Here is a 3598-nt window from a genome sequence, read left to right as displayed (position 1 = left end):
CTCGAATGCGAGGGGCAGGGCGACGAACAGTGGCTCGTACGACCGTCGCCACCGCCGCAGCATCACGAGCGCGATGAGGGCGGTGACACCTATCTTCACCGGGGTCTCGGACACCGTCGCGCCCCACCGCGCCAGGTCGTTGCCGGTCGCGAGTGCGGGAGCGAGCTTCCAGGCGGCCATCAACAGCGGGAAGTTCCAGGGGATGATCTGCCCGGCCACGCCGAGCGGCCGCGGCGCCGGGCCATAGCCCGCATGCTCGAGCTTGTCCGCCCAGCCGGCGTAGTGGAAGAACCAGGCGGCCACCAGCGGCACGTCGACGTCGCGTGACTCGCGGATCGGCTTGCCGTTGTCGAGCGACTCGAGGACAGCCAGCTCGCGGGCCCGCTCCTGCAGGATGCGGGCGATGCGGAACAGGTACTTGCCACGCTCGCGAGCGGGCAGCTTGGACCACACCGTGTCGTAGGCCTTGCGGGCCGCCATGACCGCGCGGTCGACGTCGCCGGGGCCGGCCTCGCTGACCTCGGCGAGGACCTCCTCGCTGGAGGGGCTGATGGTCTTGAACGCGTGGCCATCGGTGGGGTCGACCCACTGGCCGCCGATGAACAGCCCGTAGGAGGGACGGATGTCGACGATGGCGCGGGACTCCGGCGCCGGTGCGTAGTCGAACTTCTTCGAGCCCATCTCCGCCACGACCATCAGTCCAGGGTGAAGTAGTCGGGACCGCTGTAGCGGCCGGTGGTCAGCTTGGTCCGCTGCATCAACAGGTCGTTGAGCAGGCTGGACGCCCCCAGCCGGAACCAGTCGGGGTCGAGCCAGTCGTCGCCGACGGTCTCGTTGACGAGCACCAGCATCTTGACCGCGTCCTTGGTGGTCTTGATGCCGCCGGCCGGCTTCACGCCGAGCTGGCGCCCGGTGGCCGCGCGCCAGTCGCGGACCGCCTCGAGCATGACCAGCGTGACCGGCAGGGTGGCCGCCGGCTGGATCTTGCCGGTGGAGGTCTTGATGAAGTCGCCGCCGCCGAGCATGGCCAGCCAGGACGCGCGACGCACGTTGTCGTACGTCACCAGCTCGCCCGTCTCGAGGATCACCTTGAGGTGGGCCGAGCCGCACGCGCGCTTGACCGCGACGATCTCGTCGAACACCTCGAGGTAACGACCCGAGAGGAAGGCCCCGCGGTCGATCACCATGTCGATCTCGTCGGCGCCCGCCGCCACCGCGTCGCGGGTGTCGGCCAGCTTGACGTCGAGGCTGGCCCGGCCGCTCGGGAACGCGGTCGCCACGCTCGCGACGTGCACCTGCCCGCCGCGCAGGGCCTCCACCGCGACCGGGACCATGTCGGGGTAGACGCAGATGGCGGCCACCCTCGGCGCCGTGGGGTCGGACGGGTCAGGGCGCAGCGCCTTGGCGCACAGCGCGCGGACCTTGCCCGGGGTGTCCTGACCCTCCAGCGTGGTCAGGTCGATCATCGAGATCGCGAGGTCGATCGCCCACGCCTTGGCCGTCGTCTTGATCGAGCGGGTCGACAGGGTCGCCGCACGCGCCTCGGCGCCGACCTGGTCGACGCCGGGGAGCCCGTGCAGGAACCGTCGCAGCGAGGAGTTGGAGGCGGTGATCCCGGCGACGTCGACGCCGTCCGTGCCCTCCGTGCCGGACGTGCTGACCGGCCCGGTGCCAGGGGAACCACTCGCGACCGGCGGGGAAGCGGTCGTAGTCACCGCTCGAGTCTAGCCCGCGGGCGCGGACCCGTAGCGGGCCGCAGACTGCCGCGGGGGGTAGCCGGGCTCACCGGCGCCGTCCACTCCGCGGCGACCGCCCAGATGCCTCGCTGAGGCAAACGGTAGAGCGCCAGCGCGAGCGCCGCGCAGCCGAGGCCGATCAGCAGCGCGGGGGCCAGCGCCAGGACATCTTCAAAGGTGTGCCGGGTGACCTCGAAGGCGCACTCGGTGCACTATCCGTCCGTGGCACCCACTGCGCGCATCGCCCAGCCCGAGGACGTCGACGCCGTCACCGAGACCATCGTCGACGCCTTCGCCGAGGACCCGACCTGGGCCTGGGCCTTCCCCGACCCCGCCCTTCGGCCGTCCCAGCATGCCGCCGTCTGGCGGTTGGTCGTCGAGGGGGCGGTGCGCTACCCGTGGGTGTGGCTGAGGGAGGGTGCCGCCGCCACCGCGGTGTGGGTGCCGCCGGGCGGCACCGACATGACACCCGAGCAGGAGAGCCATCTGGACGCGCTCCTGCTCCGCCTGCCCGGAACGGCCGGCACCCGTGCCAAGCGCACGTTCGAGGCCTTCGAGCGGGCACATCCGCGGGACGCCCCACACTTCTACCTGTCGCTGCTGGCCACCCGTCCCGAGCAGCGCGGCAACGGATACGGACTGGGACTGCTCGCAGCGAACCTGCGTCTCGTCGACGGGGCCGGCGCGCCGGCGTACCTCGAGGCGAGCAACGTCGCGAACATCCGGCTGTACGAGCGGTACGGCTTCGTCGTGCGGGACCGGTTCGCGACGCCGGACGACGGCCCGGAGGTCGTGACCATGTGGCGGGAGCCTGTCCCCGCGTCGTGACCAGGTGAGGTGAGCCGGTCGCGTGCTCGTCCGCCGCCGGCGCCCTTCCCGTCAGCCCAGCTCGAGCGCGGCGGAGAGGTCGGCCGAGATCGCGGCCACGTCGTGCGCCGCCCGGTCTCTCGCCGCTGCGACGTCGCCGTCGGCGACCGGGACCACGACCTCGAGGTAGCACTTGAGCTTGGGCTCGGTGCCCGAGGGCCGGACCACGACCCGGCCCTCCCCGCCGGTTTCGTCGTCGGCCAGCCGGTAGCGCAGGCCGTCGGTCGGGGGCAGGTCGGGGCTGCCGGCGAGCAGGTCCTCGGCGCTCTGGACCGCCCGGCCCCCCAGCCGCTGCGGCGGGGTGGCGCGCAGCCGGGCCATCGCGTCCTGGATCAGCGAGAGGTCGTCGACCCGGACCGAGAGCTGGTCGGTGGCGTGCAGGCCGTGCTCGCGGGCCAGGTCGTCGAGCAGGTCGGTGAGGGTCCGTCCCTCCACCTTCAGCGTCGCGGCCAGCTCGGCCACGAGCAGGGCAGCGGAGACCCCGTCCTTGTCCCGGACCCCGGCCGGGTCGACGCAGTAGCCGAGGGCCTCCTCGTAGCCGTAGCGCAGCCCGTCGACCCGGGAGATCCACTTGAAGCCGGTGAGCGTCTCGGCGTAGCCGAGGCCGTGCGCCTCGGCGATCCGGCGGAGCAGGGACGACGACACGATGGACTCCGCGAAGGTGCCCTGCAGGGTCGGCTCGCGACGTACCAGATGGCCGGCGAGCAAGGCACCCACCTCGTCGCCGCGCAGCATCCGCCAGCCGCCGCCGTCGGGCACCGCGACCGCGCACCGGTCGGCGTCGGGGTCGTTGGCGAGCACGATGTCGGCGCCGTGCTGAGCGGCGGCCTCCAGCGCCAGGTCGATGGCGCCGGGCTCCTCCGGGTTGGGGAAGGAGACCGTGCTGAAGTCGGGGTCGGGGTCGGCCTGGCGGGCGACGACGGTGGGAGCGGCGAAGCCGGCCCGGTCGAACGCGGCGAGCACCACGTCGCGGCCCACGCCGTGCAGCGGGGTGT

Annotated in this window: 4 protein-coding genes; 1 reads left to right on the top strand and 3 read right to left on the bottom strand. The window is 72.7% G+C overall.

Annotation, left to right across the window (positions count from 1 at the left end; translation table 11 throughout):
- Positions 1–681, bottom strand: a 681-nt coding sequence (locus tag VK640_16555) for an aldehyde dehydrogenase family protein (GenBank protein ID HTE74789.1), incomplete at its 3' end; no start/stop codon positions are given.
- Positions 682–695: 14 nt separating this feature from the next.
- Entirely contained in the window at positions 696–1613 is a 918-nt protein-coding gene (gene deoC / locus VK640_16550) for a deoxyribose-phosphate aldolase (GenBank protein HTE74788.1), read from the bottom strand.
- A gap of 309 nt (positions 1614–1922) precedes the next feature.
- Here deoC and VK640_16545 point away from each other — a divergent pair, with 309 nt between their 5' ends.
- The gene (locus VK640_16545) at positions 1923–2564 is read left to right on the top strand and encodes a GNAT family N-acetyltransferase (protein ID HTE74787.1); all 642 of its coding nucleotides are present in this window, start codon (positions 1923–1925) and stop codon (positions 2562–2564) included.
- A 51-nt stretch (positions 2565–2615) separates the two neighbouring features.
- Here the strand turns inward: VK640_16545 and VK640_16540 are convergent.
- On the bottom strand, positions 2616–3598 hold a 983-nt coding region (locus tag VK640_16540), incomplete at its 5' end, for a phospho-sugar mutase (GenBank protein HTE74786.1).

The sequence above is a fragment of the Actinomycetes bacterium genome, assembly GCA_035489715.1.
Taxonomy (GTDB): domain Bacteria; phylum Actinomycetota; class Actinomycetes; order JACCUZ01; family JACCUZ01; genus DATHAP01.
Note: the sequence above shows the minus strand (reverse complement) of the source record. Positions and strands in the feature narration are given on the sequence as shown.